Here is a 12,438-nt window from a genome sequence, read left to right on the forward strand (position 1 = left end):
GCAAGTTAGCAAATTACTAATACAACACTATATTTTGAGGGGTGGACTAAATGGGTGCGATTGAGCGCAGTGGTTATCGTTTCGAGCCAGAGTTTAGTGTTATTGAGCAAAACGGGGCAATCCACGTATATCAAGATGGGCAATTTGTCGAAGAAATTACATTTCGATTTTCCGGTAACTATCCTGAAGTGGACATGATAGAAGAATTAGTAAACGCTTATTGTGAGGAAAGAGGATTGTAACGGTGGTTTAATCAGTTGACGTTATGTTAGACCATAAAGTGGCCAAATTTAAAAGAGGCTGGGACTTAACTAAAACAAAGGTAATAAAATGCGAACAATCACCACATTAGCCCCTGAAATATACGGAGACTCCTGTGGGAGGAAAGGGCACTGCCTGAGACCCCGGAAGAGCTTTAGCTCTGAGGAGGCTCACCAGCCGCCCACGAACCGCAAGTATATTTCCGGGGCGGATTTGATGCGCTAACTTTAATGTTCGGTTTATCCTATGTTAGAAATAGTTTTGTCTAAAGCCTCTTCCATTCATCAAACTAATGCATAATTCTTGTGGTTAATTACGGTCTTGATTGGTTCATCACGTACCTTGTTATGTCCAATTTCCACAATGACAGAGTTTTCTCGTACGATAAGAACAGTTCCTTTTTTCCCTTTATAATCTCCAGTTAAAATTTCAATTGTATCGCCTTCATTTGCTTTTGCCATTATTTAAAACTCCTTCTATTTCTTCTTTACATATAAATAGTATTCCACATGGCATGATAACAGATTCACTATAAATAAATAAGTAAAACGCCTTACAAAAATAAATCCAGAATAGTTTCAATCGTGTCATTTTCCAATAGGATATGAAGACCAATCCCGATAAATACTAGAGGAATAATGATTCTTTTGTATTTATTTACAAACGTATAAACTTTTGAACTAGAAGCTAATAGATGACATAATCCACTCCATATCAGTACCATAACAAAGAACGTTATCGAAGCAAGAATAATTTGATAAGAAGTCAATGTAGTAAAATATGGCACCATAATCGCAACTTCCTCTGCACCGCCAGCTAATGCAATAACAAAGACTCTAAGCGTAAGATTACTGAATATCGAGGTTTTATGAAGAATTCTCTCGCGCTCTTCCTCTTCATCATCCCCTTCAAATAAAGCCATTATTCCTATGGCTATTGGAAGTAAACCAAATAAGCCTGTCCATTTTCCAGTAATAAAAGATATTCCATATAGAGCTATTAAGGAGATAATTAAGATTCCAGTCATTCCTAATTGCTGTCCAATATATATTTGCCTTTCCTGTCGTTTACTTTTAGCATGAGCAAACAAAAAAATGAGTACGATCATTTCATCGATACCTGCAGCAATAAACATGATAGCCATTGTTAGAATTGTAGCCAAGAAAAATTCCCCCTATAAGACGAGCTTAATACTATTATAAGCTTGGGAATTTTGGAATAGACCAAGATCATAACAACTTTCTATCGCTAGGTTCATGAAGAATACATACTTTCACCAATTGAACACAAAATAGCTGTATAGATTACGTTAATTCCAGGAGGTATTATGAAGGCTGTTACGTATCAAGGTAAATATCAAGTTGCGGTGAAAGATGTTCAAGCGCCAACTATTCAAGACAAAGAAGATGTGATTATTAAAGTTACTTCTACTGCGATTTGTGGTTCTGACCTACATCTCTATCAGGGGAATTTTCCTCTTCCAATTGGCTATGTCATTGGACACGAACCGATGGGAATAGTAGAAGAAGTGGGATCGGATGTCACCAAAGTAAAAAAGGGTGATCGTGTCGTTATACCGTTTACAGTAGCTTGCGGGAAATGTCATTATTGCCATCATGAATTAGAGAGCCAATGTGATAACGCCAATCCACATTATGATTCTGGTGGATATCTTGGGTACTCGGAGAAATTTGGTAACTATCCCGGTGGTCAAGCGGAGTATTTGCGAGTACCATTTGGTAATTACACTCCTTTTATCATACCGCAGGATTGTGAATTAGAAGACGAATCTTTACTGTTCTTATCGGATGTATTACCAACTTCTTACTGGAGTGTTGTAAATAGCGGGGTTAAAGCAGGCGACACGGTGATTGTATTAGGTTCTGGACCAATCGGATTAATGACACAACAATTTGCATGGAAACAAGGGGCAGAACGTGTCATTGCAGTGGATTACATCCAGAACAGACTAGAACTCTCTAGAACAATAAATCAAACAGAAGTATTTGATTTTACGAAAGATGAAGATATGGGGGAAACCTTAAAGGAAATTACCAAAGGTGGCGCCGATGTTGTTATCGATTGTGTTGGAATGGATGGGAAAAAGTCTCCACTTGAATGGGTAGAACAAAAATTAAAGCTACAGGGTGGGACATTAGGACCCATTCAAATTGCTACGAAAGCTGTTCGTAAAGGCGGAACATTACAAATTACTGGCGTATACGGTGGACTTTATAATATGTTCCCATTAGGCCCTTTCTTTAGCCGCAATATAACAATTAAAATGGGACAAGCACCTGCGCGTCATTTCATGCCACATCTATACAACATGATTATCAATGAGGAGATAGATCCTACGAAAATTATTACCCATCGCTTAGGATTAGAGGATGCTCCACATGCGTATACGATCTTCAATAATAAAGAGGATAACTGTGTTAAAGTAGTTTTAAAACCTTAAAAGTAAAGTGTTGAGTTTAAATGTGATTATTAAAAGAGCCGAACAATGAATGCGTATATTGTCCGGCTCTTTCTTATGTTCCAATCACTTTTGATAACTTTATTTTACAATTTCATTTGTCAATTCAATAAATTCCGCTGCATCTTTTGCCATTAATTGAATGCCAGCAGCCCAGAAATCTTCCTTCGTAATATCGACGCCAAGATGCTTCTGAGCAAGATCCTCTACTTTCATAGAACCTGTATCACGAAGTAACGCAATATACTTATCCTCAAAACCATCCTTATCCTTCAAGTATTCAGCATAGATACCTAAGCTGAATAGGAATCCAAATGTGTACGGGAAGTTATAAAATGGTATTCCATCAATAAAGAAGTGAAGCTTACTACACCAGAAGTGTGGATGGTAGCTAGCTAAGCTATCCCCATAGGCTTCTTTTTGTGCTTCAACCATAAGTTCATTTAATCTCTTTTCTGAGACTATCCCTTTAGCACGTTCTTTATAGAATGCATCCTCAAATAGGAAACGAGCATGGATGTTCATAAACATCGCCGTAGCATTTTCTAATTTTGCATTTAGAAGACTTGCTTTTTCTTCTTTCGTCTTGGCATTTGCTACAGTTGCATTTCCGATAATCGTTTCGGCAAACGTACTAGCTGTTTCTGCCACGTTCATGGCGTAACGACGATTTAATGTTGGCAGATCCTTCATCACATGACTATGGAAAGCATGTCCTAGTTCATGAGCAAGTGTGCTTGTATCGGATGATGAACCAGTAAATGTCATGAAAATACGGGATTCCCCAAACTCTGGAAGTGAGGTGCAATAGCCACCTGGTCGTTTATTTGGTCTGTCTTCCGCTTCTACCCAACGATTTTCTAGCGCATGCTTCGCAAAGTCAGCTAATTTAGGCCCGAAGGATGAGAAGTTTTCAATAACAAAATCACATGCTTCATCATAAGTAAACTGAGTAGGTTTCACTTCGCCTAATGCTACAGGAGCATCCACATCCTGCCAGCCTAGTTTTTCCATACCTAATAATTTTGCTTTTTGATCAAGAAAATCTAGGAATGGTTTCTTATTATTGGAAACAGCGGACCACATGGCATTTAGTGTGTCCTCTGTCATTCGGTTATACTCTAAAGGTTCTTCTAAATGATCCTTATACTGATGTTTCTTTTGTAACGTAATACGGTATCCATCTAAATGGTTTAACGTATCTGCAAAGATTGGACCGTACTTTGTCCATGCCGCTTCCCAGTTTTCAAACAGTTGACTTCTTACTTCAGGATCTGGATCTGCGTACATTCTATTCATTGCTTGACCAACCGATAATTCGGTAGTATTGCCCTCTTTATCCGTAAATGGAATCGTCATAATAGATACTACTGTATCGTAAAGATTACTCCATGCAGCAAGACCATCCTTGTTAAGCTCGGCAATTAGCTTCTCTTCCTCTTCTGATAATAGGCGCTTACCTTCTGAACGAATCTCATTTAATGCAAAAGAAAGCTCTTTTAAATCACTATCTTCTAGCATAGTAGTCCATTTAGTATCTGGTATTTCAACTAGCTTTTTCGTAAATGTATTGGATAACTTTTGAACTTCACTATAAAGCTCCATAATCTGGCCCTTTACTACATTGGCATGCTCATCATTCATATATGCATCATGCCACATGTTTACGAATGTTCCAGCTTGACCTAACCCTTTTCCAATTACTTCTTGCTTGTTAAGAATCGTTTTAAACGTGTCAACGGACTGAGACGAATAATCCCAATCATTCAGTAACGCTTGATACGCTGTAATTTGATTTTGGACATCCTTTAATTTAGCCTGTAATTCCTCGGATTTCGTACCTCCAGGGAAAATTGTTTCTAAATCCCAAGTATCTATATATTTCATTTATTTTCACGCTCCCTTTCTATCATTGTAAACCTTCACGTAATATTTGAAAACTATAATAACTTTTAATAATAGAAACACTTTCCACTAATGATTGCGTATATGAGGCTATATGTACCATCATTCAACTGTTTGCTTTTTAGCTTATTTCAGTAGTAAAATGACGGAAACATTAAAATTCCTATAAAGAAAGTCGGTATATAATGAAAGTCGTACAAAACATCTCTCAGCTTATTGGGGAGACCCCTATTGTTAAATTAAATAAAGTTGTTCCTGAAGATTCCGCGGATATTTATGTCAAACTAGAAATGTTCAATCCTAGTAAAAGCGTTAAAGATCGTGCGGCATTTAATATGATTCGCGTTGCCGAAGAAAAAGGTCTACTAAAACCAGGTGGAACGATTATTGAGCCTACTAGTGGGAACACGGGAATCGGATTAGCCATGAATGCAGCTGCAAGAGGATATAAAGCCATCTTAGTTATGCCCGATAATAGCACATTAGAAAGAAGAAGAATCCTACAAGCATATGGTGCAGAAATTGTATTAACACCTAGTGAAGAAAAAATGCCAGGCTGTATTCGTAAAGCATTAGAATTACAAAAAGAAATTCCTGGTAGCTTCATACCACAGCAATTTGAAAACGAGGCAAATCCTAGTATTCATCGAACCACTACTGCATTAGAACTATTAGAGCAAATGGATCATTGCTTAGATGGATTTGTGTGTACTGCTGGTACGGGTGGAACGGTAACTGGAACTGGTGAAGTGTTAAAAGAGAACCTTCCCCACATACATATTGCCGTAGTAGAGCCTAAAGGATCCCCAGTGCTATCCGGTGGTCTGCCTGGAAAGCATAAGCTTGTTGGAACAAGTCCTGGATTTATTCCAACTATATTGAATACAGCCATCTATGATGAAATTATTCAAATTGAGGATAAAGAAGCAATTCGTATGCTTCGTCAATTAGCTCAATTAGAAGGAATCTTTATCGGTCCTTCAGGCGCTGCAGCTGTTTACGCGGCAATTCAAGTTGGGAAAAAGTTAGGAAAAGGAAAACGTGTAGTATGTATAGCACCAGATACAGGTGAACGTTATTTAAGCATGGGATTGTTTGAATAAGGAAAAAGGTTTGCATAAAAAGATAACCGAATGATCATACAAATTCCTCTCTGGAATTGTGTAATCATTCGGTTTAACACTACCTTCTCTTTGTTTTGCCTTTCACTCTTGATGCTTCCTCTATTTTATTACTTTGCTAATTCATAAATTGCTTGGGCATAAATCGCCGTTGCCAGTAATAAATCATCGACAATAGCATATTCATCTTTTTGATGCATGACATCTTCTCGTCCAGGGAATAAGGCTCCAAAAGCAACCCCATGGTCTAATGCGCGCGCATAGGTTCCTCCACCAATTGCTAATAAGTCGGCCTTCTCACCTGTCTGTTCTTCATACACCTTTTGCAATGTTTTAATTAAAGGGTCATCCTTTTTCACATAAGTTGGCTTCGAATCCGAGAAGTTTTCTAATTGTAAGCCTTTTGAATGTAAGGTTGCTTCAATTTTCTTTCTTCCTTCTTCAATATCAAATGTGACAGGATAACGCATATTTAACCCAATGCGGCCCCCAGCTTCCTTACTATAGCTCATCACACCTACATTAATTGTTAAATCACCAGAGTCTTCGTCTTCATACTCAATTCCGAAAACTTCTCCACGTGATTTATTGTGGAACGCTGATACAGTTGACATGTACTTTTGTCCCTCTTCATCTAATTCAAGCTTTTGTAAGTATTGTGCTAATAATATTCCGGCATTTTTGCCATGACGTGGTTCAGCACCATGTGCACTTTTGCCAATTAAACGAAAGAACAACTCACCATTTTCGGTAGTAGCTTCTCCTTCGAGCTTTATCTCTTTCAAATAGCCAAGATAATCTTCTATTAGTTTAGTAGGTGCCTCTTGTACTTTAATCGTTGCTTGCGCAAAATCTGGCACCATATTGTATCTGCGACCGGATTGGAAGGATACTAGTTGATAGCTTGCAGATGGTTCTTGCTTAGGAATGGGTTGGACAATATCATAATCCGCGATTCCTTTTTCTGCAAAAATAATAGGGAAATCCGCATCTGGTACAAATCCTGTTGTAGGCATTTCCTCTTGTGTAAAATAATGATCGACACAACGCCAGTTACTTTCCTCATCTGTCCCGATAATTAGGCGAACTCGCTTACGTAAAGGTAGCCCTAGTTCTTTTATTATTTTCATTCCATAATATGCTGCCATAGTCGGACCCTTATCATCACTAGATCCGCGAGCATAGATTTTACCATCCTTTACAATGCCACTATAAGGATCAACACTCCAGCCATCCCCTTCTGGAACGACATCGACATGCCCTAATACCCCAATTAATTCTTTCCCTTGCCCCATTTCAACATGACCTGCAAGGTTATCAACATTTTTACTCAAAAATCCGTTTTCCTCACCTAAATCTAACACATATTGTAGGGCATCTTTAATGCCTTGTCCTAATGGAGCATCCTCAGAAGTATTTTCTTCATCTAGGACACTTTTAATTTGAAGTAGTCCTTGTAGATCTTTAATAAATTCGTCTTTTCTCTTTAAAACTTCCTCCATCCAATTGATGGTAGCCATATGTATTTCACTCCTTCCACTTATTTCAAACAAACGTTTGATTCACTCAGTATTCTAACAACATCTTTATTTTACTCCTTAACCAGAATTTAGCATAATAGTTCACATTACTTATCATTCCATTCCCATGTACTAACATTCGTTAAAACAATTGGCATAATCAACAAACTATATTAAATTTATAATATGGTCTGTTGCCATACAACTACATATAGGTATGCCAGTAGAATTGGTGTCTTAATAGACTTAATAGGGAATCTGGTGAAAATCCAGAACTGTCCCCGCAACTGTAAATGCTGACGAAATAAGAATACCACTGTCTAAGACGGGAAGGCTTAAAGTAGGGTGAAGCATAAGTCAGGAGACCTGCCAGTTCTATGATGTATAATCTTCTTCGGGAATTGAGAAGGTTGGATATGAGGGTATAATGAACAGCTATAGACCAGTCGTGTGGTCTATCCTTTACACCTGCATCAAAATCCATCTTCTTTAAGAAGGATGGATTTTTTTAATTCCATCGCTTTTTGAAGAGACCTATAGTACAAAAAAAGAAGAAAGAGGGAGTGTAATGGAAAAGCTATCTACAAATGTTTCACGTACTATTCTAACCAAATTGGTGTTACCACCTGACACTAATCACTTAGGTACCATTTTTGGCGGAAAGGTTTTATCTTATATTGATGAAATTGCTGCGATTGCTGCTATGAAACACAGTGGGAAGGTAGTCGTTACAGCATCCATTGATAGGGTGAATTTTCTATCATCAGCAAGAGTTGGCGATATTTTAACTTTAGAGGGGTTTGTCATTTCTACGGGGAGAACTTCCATGGAGGTTTATGTGAAGGTTGAATGTGAACAGTTTAAAACAAGGGAAAAAAGTCTAACCACTACCTCCTTTATTACGATGGTAGCGATTGATGAACATGGTAAGCCAGTACCTGTTCCAGGGGTGATTCCAGAAACAGAGCATGAGCTTGAGTTATTTCAAGAGGCACAGAAGAAAAGGGCAAAGTTAGCCAAACAATAAGGGGAGATATATTCTCCCCCATATGCTAAAATGAAGCCCCATTACTAGATTCGTTTCATTAACAAATAAATAAAATAGGGTGCGCCGATTATTGCTGTCATGACTCCAGCTGGGATCGCTTCATCTGGTAACAAATTTTGTCCAATCACATCTGCCAGCAATAATAGAAATCCACCTAAAAGTGTTGCAATTGGGATGAACAATTGATTTCTTGGTCCTACTAATGCTTTAGCCATATGTGGGGCCATCAGCCCGATGAAAGCAATTCCTCCCGTTACCGCTACGGCTGCTGCAGCCAAAGCCGTTGCTGTTATCAATAAAGAAAATCGTTCTTTCTCAATCGATATGCCAAGCCCTGTAGCAACAGGCATATCCATGGAAAGAATGTTTAACCGATTTGCCTTATAGATAGCATAAGGAATAAGTAGGATTAACCAAGGAAGTAATGCTATAATAAAAGGCCAATCTGTCCCCCATATATTGCCTGCAATCCACTTTGAAATAAAATCTACCTTTTCCCGCTCTTCGGAAGAAATAACCACAATCATAACACCTGAAAGTGCCATCGCGAATCCAACCCCAATTAATACTAATCGGATTGGATGGAATCCACTATTTCTCTTATAAGATAAAAGGTAAATGATTACCGCTGTAACAAATGCACCAATAAAAGCAAGAACTGGTAATAAATATACAAAGTTTCCTGCATCTATTGGAAAATATAAAAAGAAAATAGCAATTACTACACCTGCACCTGCATTTATTCCAATTATGCCTGGGTCTGCTAGGTCATTTCTAGTAATCCCTTGTAAAATAGAGCCTGACACCGCTAATGCCGCACCTGCCAGAATAGTAATTAAAATCCTTGGCAACCTTACCTCGAATAGAACAAAGTGTTCCTTAAAACTTCCTTCACCAAATAATGTTGGAAGAATTCTATCAAAGGAGACAGAGGAATATCCTATTCCCATGGATATTATCGCAGTAATGATAATCAGAACAAGCAATGAGAAGAATATGATTCGCTGTTTTACTACTAGTTCTGGACGGATCATGAGAATACCTTGCCCCCTCTATGTATCACGATTAGGAAAAATGGTAACCCCAATATAGCGACAATCGCAGCAACCGGTGTTTCATAAGGGGCATTTATCGTTCTCCCAGCTAAATCAGCTAACATCATAAAAGTAGCCCCTACTATAGCAGAAAAAGGAATAATAACACGATAATCTGTCCCTACTATTGCACGCACCATATGGGGAATCATTAATCCAATAAAGACCATATTACCAACAAGTGCTACCGCTGCACCTGTTAAAAGGATGATTACAACGAATAAGACAGCCTTAATTTTCCTCGTTTTCTGACCCAGCCCTACCGCAACATTTTCATGTAAACTTAGGATAGTTAGCTGACGTGAGAATAGGATAGCAACAATAATTCCTATAACAATAACAGGTATAATAACCAATAGTTGCTTCCAAGTTGTCCCTATCAACCCACCAGAAGTCCACATCGATACATCTTTAGCTATTTTAAAATAAATACCAATAGCATCCGAAATCGCAGTTAATAACGCTGTCACCGCAGCACCTGCTAGTACAATTCGAAACGGTGAGAATCCACCTTTTTTCATGAGTCCAATGCCAAAGACGAGTAGAGCACCAATAGCAGCTCCTATGAAACAAGCAAGCATAATCGAGAAATAATTAGCAGAAGGAATAGACGCTATGGTGATGGCTAATGCCAAATTCGCTCCAGCTGTTAGTCCCAGCAATCCAGGATCTGCTAAAGGATTCCTTGTTAATCCCTGCATAATCGCACCAGCTACCGATAAAGAAGCGCCAACAAACATCGCCGCTACTACCCTTGGGATTCTAAGCTCTCGAATAATGGTTATCTGATCTGTTTGATCGCTTGAAGTTAAGGCTAGCCACACACTTTGAAAATCAATGTCTGCGGCACCAAATAATAAAGATGCCGCAAACCCAATGACAGCTATTGTAATCGTGATGAAAAATTTATATATCATGAATTGTTTACTCATCTTAACCCCGAACTTTCTTCCTTAGGACTTATTAGAAAAACGCGCATGTGCTCGTCCTTTAACGAATGTGTTCGTTTTTCTTATGCTGACGGGAATAACGGTTATACTTTCCGATTTCCGAAAAAGAGACTCCATAGCGAATCCCTTCTCTATTCTTGTTTAATTTTCCTGAAATGCCTTGATAAATGTTTCTAATTGAAGCTCTAATGTAAGTGGATCATTAAAGTAAAATTCGTTCGCATTTACTTCAATTACATTTCCATTTTTCACTGCTGGAATAGATTGATAGGTTTCTGTCTCTAAATACGCATTCTCTTGGTCAGAGAAACTACTAACTACCACATAGTCACCGATAAACTCTGGTAGCACTTCTGGAGAAATTGCATGGTAACCCGCTTCTAATGCAGTTTCTCTTACCTTATCTGGCATTTTTAACTTCATCTCTTGATAAAGAATTTCCGTTCCACGTCCCCAATTATCGCCATATACATATATTTGTTTATCATAGCCTTCAATTACCGAAACGGTTAATTCCTCACCCAAACGAGAACGTATATCCTCTCCAGCTGCTACCGCACGATTTTGGAAGTCTTGAACCCATTCTGTCGCTTCTTTTTCCTTGTTTAATAATTTACCAATTTCAATATGTTGTGTAAGATAATCTACCTTACCATACGTGAAGAGTACAGTAGGGGCAATCTCACTTAATTTATCCACATTTTTCGTATTGGAAAGACCGATAATTAAGTCTGGCTCTAATTCAATTATTTTTTCTAAATCTTCATCTGATACTTGTTCTACATCCTTTAACCCCTCTTCAAAACGAGGATTTAGCTTACTCCAAGCATCGACACCTACTAAATTAACATCCAAAGCCATCACATTTCCTGCAAAGGACGAAAGAACAATGACACGCTGTGGGTCTTTAGGCACCTCAATCGGACCATTTTCAGATTCATAGATGATTGTATCTTCCTGCTTCGAGTCACTCTTATCTGACTGCTGACTTTCATTAGCCGTTTCCTTGTCACATGCACTAAGAACTAGTAGTACGATAAGGACAATGAATAGGATTATCTTTTTCATAACATTACGCTCCCTTAATTAAATTATAGGTAATACAAATCGGTTTATTGGTTCTCGGGTCTTTTTCAACCACCGCATCTATCTGAAAAACTTCCTTCAGTACTTCATGATTAATCACTTCTTCACTAGAACCAGAACGAACAATTTTGCCGTCTTTTAACGCAATAATATAATCAGCAAATCGTGCAGCTTGATTTAAATCATGCAGCACCATTACAATTGTCCTTCCCTCCTCCTTATTCAATTGTTGTAAAAGTTCCAACACCTCTAATTGATGTGCCATGTCTAGATAGGTAGTCGGTTCGTCTAAGAAGATAATCTCTGTTTCCTGCGCGAGCGCCATAGCAATCCAAACCCGTTGCCGTTGTCCTCCTGATAACGAATCCACGGATTCATACTTAAATTCGGCTGTCCCTGTTTTCTCCAAGGCCCGGTCAATAGCATCCAAATCGGATTGATTTAATCTACCAAATCCCTTTTGATAAGGAAACCGTCCATAAGATACTAGCTCTCCAACCGTTAAACCTACCGGAATTTCATTAGTTTGTGGAAGAATGGCCATTTTTCTTGCTAGTAATCTCGTATTCTCTTTTAAAATGCTTTTGCCATCTAACATAATTGCTCCGGATTGATGAGAAATGATACGTGTTAGCGCTTTTAATAATGTCGACTTCCCACAACCATTTGATCCGATAATAGTTGTTATCTTCTTATCGGGAATCGCAAGTGATAGGTCATCTATAATGATTCGTTCCCCATACCCTAGACGCACACGGTCCGTATGTAATCTATGCATAATTACCTCCCATAATAGAAAAACTTCCACTTTAACCAATAGTAGCTTTTCTTTGCAGGCTGGAAAGATTATTGTATTCCTTCTGCAGAAAAATCGAAAAAAGTGTTGATAATGATTCTCATTTTCGTTTACAATCAATAATATAACGAAAATGATTCTCATTGTCAATTGAAGATTTAAAAAAGTTTGTTATGGT

General features: G+C 38.1%; 12 protein-coding genes and 1 riboswitch. Of the genes, 4 read left to right on the top strand and 8 right to left on the bottom strand.

Features of this window, described 5'->3' with window-relative positions; translation table 11 throughout:
* Window positions 1-50 precede the first annotated feature (50 nt).
* Window positions 51-242, top strand: a complete 192-nt coding sequence (locus MKY78_RS05790; RefSeq protein WP_339216897.1) for a YbxH family protein — start codon at window positions 51-53, stop codon at window positions 240-242.
* 303 nt (window positions 243-545) lie between these two features.
* On the opposite strand, the gene MKY78_RS05795 is transcribed toward MKY78_RS05790, so the two are convergent.
* Both MKY78_RS05795 and MKY78_RS05800 read right to left on the bottom strand, forming a co-directional pair.
* Window positions 546-722, bottom strand: a complete 177-nt coding sequence (locus tag MKY78_RS05795) for a DUF2187 family protein (RefSeq protein ID WP_186868925.1) — start codon at window positions 720-722, stop codon at window positions 546-548.
* A 92-nt stretch (window positions 723-814) separates the two neighbouring features.
* Window positions 815-1,423, bottom strand: coding sequence for a cadmium resistance transporter (locus MKY78_RS05800; RefSeq protein WP_339216899.1), 609 nt, complete (start codon window positions 1,421-1,423; stop codon window positions 815-817).
* 165 nt (window positions 1,424-1,588) lie between these two features.
* On the opposite strand from MKY78_RS05800, the gene MKY78_RS05805 reads away from it, so the two are divergent.
* Entirely contained in the window at window positions 1,589-2,722 is a 1,134-nt protein-coding gene (locus MKY78_RS05805) for a zinc-dependent alcohol dehydrogenase (RefSeq protein WP_339216901.1), read from the top strand.
* A gap of 99 nt (window positions 2,723-2,821) precedes the next feature.
* On the opposite strand, the gene MKY78_RS05810 is transcribed toward MKY78_RS05805, so the two are convergent.
* Entirely contained in the window at window positions 2,822-4,627 is a 1,806-nt protein-coding gene (locus MKY78_RS05810; protein ID WP_339216903.1) for a M3 family oligoendopeptidase, read from the bottom strand.
* A 203-nt stretch (window positions 4,628-4,830) separates the two neighbouring features.
* Between MKY78_RS05810 and cysK the strand changes: the two genes are divergently transcribed.
* A complete protein-coding gene (cysK, locus tag MKY78_RS05815) occupies window positions 4,831-5,748 on the top strand; it encodes a cysteine synthase A (protein ID WP_339216904.1) in 918 nt (305 codons plus the stop codon).
* 128 nt (window positions 5,749-5,876) lie between these two features.
* Here the strand turns inward: cysK and pepV are convergent, their stop codons facing one another.
* The gene (gene pepV / locus MKY78_RS05820; RefSeq protein ID WP_339216906.1) at window positions 5,877-7,286 is read right to left on the bottom strand and encodes a dipeptidase PepV; all 1,410 of its coding nucleotides are present in this window, start codon (window positions 7,284-7,286) and stop codon (window positions 5,877-5,879) included.
* Between the two features lie 213 nt (window positions 7,287-7,499).
* Window positions 7,500-7,675: riboswitch (cobalamin riboswitch) on the top strand.
* Window positions 7,676-7,854: 179 nt separating this feature from the next.
* Here pepV and MKY78_RS05825 point away from each other — a divergent pair.
* Window positions 7,855-8,313, top strand: a complete 459-nt coding sequence (locus MKY78_RS05825; protein WP_339216908.1) for an acyl-CoA thioesterase — start codon at window positions 7,855-7,857, stop codon at window positions 8,311-8,313.
* A gap of 44 nt (window positions 8,314-8,357) precedes the next feature.
* On the opposite strand, the gene MKY78_RS05830 is transcribed toward MKY78_RS05825, so the two are convergent.
* The 4 genes from MKY78_RS05830 to MKY78_RS05845 form a co-directional block, all read right to left on the bottom strand.
* A complete protein-coding gene (locus MKY78_RS05830) occupies window positions 8,358-9,368 on the bottom strand; it encodes an iron ABC transporter permease (protein WP_339216910.1) in 1,011 nt (336 codons plus the stop codon).
* Window positions 9,365-10,345: an iron ABC transporter permease gene (locus MKY78_RS05835; protein WP_339216912.1), complete on the bottom strand. Its 981-nt coding sequence runs from the start codon at window positions 10,343-10,345 to the stop codon at window positions 9,365-9,367. The genes MKY78_RS05830 and MKY78_RS05835 overlap by 4 nt, the downstream gene beginning before the upstream one ends.
* A 174-nt stretch (window positions 10,346-10,519) precedes the next feature.
* A complete protein-coding gene (locus MKY78_RS05840) occupies window positions 10,520-11,446 on the bottom strand; it encodes an iron-hydroxamate ABC transporter substrate-binding protein (RefSeq protein ID WP_339216913.1) in 927 nt (308 codons plus the stop codon).
* Window positions 11,447-11,450: 4 nt separating this feature from the next.
* Window positions 11,451-12,242 (bottom strand): ABC transporter ATP-binding protein, encoded by a 792-nt coding sequence (locus tag MKY78_RS05845; RefSeq protein WP_339216915.1) that lies wholly within the window; start codon window positions 12,240-12,242, stop codon window positions 11,451-11,453.
* Between the last annotated feature and the right edge of the window lie 196 nt (window positions 12,243-12,438).

The organism is Ornithinibacillus sp. FSL M8-0202, from assembly GCF_037975285.1.
GTDB lineage: Bacteria > Bacillota > Bacilli > Bacillales > Amphibacillaceae > Ornithinibacillus > Ornithinibacillus massiliensis.

Bases quoted from the DNA above. Each gene is read 5' to 3' on its own strand.
- MKY78_RS05790 (WP_339216897.1), top strand. From the start codon at position 51: ATGGGTGCGATTGAGCGCAGTGGTTATCGTTTCGAGCCAGAGTTTAGT.
- MKY78_RS05795 (WP_186868925.1), bottom strand. From the start codon at position 722: ATGGCAAAAGCAAATGAAGGCGATACAATTGAAATTTTAACTGGAGAT.
- MKY78_RS05805 (WP_339216901.1), top strand. From the start codon at position 1,589: ATGAAGGCTGTTACGTATCAAGGTAAATATCAAGTTGCGGTGAAAGAT.
- MKY78_RS05810 (WP_339216903.1), bottom strand. From the start codon at position 4,627: ATGAAATATATAGATACTTGGGATTTAGAAACAATTTTCCCTGGAGGT.
- cysK (WP_339216904.1), top strand. From the start codon at position 4,831: ATGAAAGTCGTACAAAACATCTCTCAGCTTATTGGGGAGACCCCTATT.
- pepV (WP_339216906.1), bottom strand. From the start codon at position 7,286: ATGGCTACCATCAATTGGATGGAGGAAGTTTTAAAGAGAAAAGACGAA.
- MKY78_RS05825 (WP_339216908.1), top strand. From the start codon at position 7,855: ATGGAAAAGCTATCTACAAATGTTTCACGTACTATTCTAACCAAATTG.
- MKY78_RS05830 (WP_339216910.1), bottom strand. From the start codon at position 9,368: ATGATCCGTCCAGAACTAGTAGTAAAACAGCGAATCATATTCTTCTCA.
- MKY78_RS05835 (WP_339216912.1), bottom strand. From the start codon at position 10,345: ATGATATATAAATTTTTCATCACGATTACAATAGCTGTCATTGGGTTT.
- MKY78_RS05840 (WP_339216913.1), bottom strand. From the start codon at position 11,446: ATGAAAAAGATAATCCTATTCATTGTCCTTATCGTACTACTAGTTCTT.
- MKY78_RS05845 (WP_339216915.1), bottom strand. From the start codon at position 12,242: ATGCATAGATTACATACGGACCGTGTGCGTCTAGGGTATGGGGAACGA.